This is a genomic window from Kistimonas scapharcae, from assembly GCF_039540975.1.
Classification (GTDB): domain Bacteria; phylum Pseudomonadota; class Gammaproteobacteria; order Pseudomonadales; family Endozoicomonadaceae; genus Kistimonas; species Kistimonas scapharcae.
Map to the genome: position 1 here is coordinate 1 of NZ_BAABFL010000144.1, position 545 is coordinate 545.

1 protein-coding gene is annotated in these 545 nt (G+C 53.0%); it reads left to right on the forward strand.

Annotated features, from left to right (window positions below):
- A partial coding sequence (locus ABD892_RS10080; protein WP_345195495.1) for a hypothetical protein occupies positions 1 to 346 on the forward strand: 346 nt, incomplete at its 5' end.
- Positions 347 to 545: the final 199 nt, after the last annotated feature.

Below are 545 nucleotides of genomic sequence, written 5' to 3' on the forward strand. Positions count from 1 at the left end.
ATTCCCGGCATTCTGGCCACACAGGGAGGAGTTCCACATGGCAAAAACACAGCAGGAAAAAATCGTCGATGCCTTCAAGGCGCTTGTCAGTAAAACCGCCGAAATGCGGGTTAACGGCATACAGGTCAGCAAGGGAAGCGCCTCGTGCATTGGGGGCTTTGAGCTGACGCTGGACCTGGTGGATGGCAGCCAGCATGTCATTACCGACCAGTCTCTGCAGACAATGACGCACGACAAGGGTGACTTTAATGTGCAGGTAGTCACCGGCAAAGGTAAGGACAAACTCACGGACGATCTCGTGATTAACTTCTACGTAATGAAAAAGGAAGTCCCGCGTCATCTGTAGGACACAGATCATCACACGACGCTGACATAATAGCGATAATTTGGCCGCATTATACCGAGGTACAGGCTATGGATCCGATCACCTTACGCAAACTCAACCAGCACGAGGACTGCCTGAACGCCGTTGAGCTGCTGGTCGACAACATCGACCGTTTCCTGTTGCAGCTTCAGCGGCGGTCAGAGCCGGACTATGAGCAGGC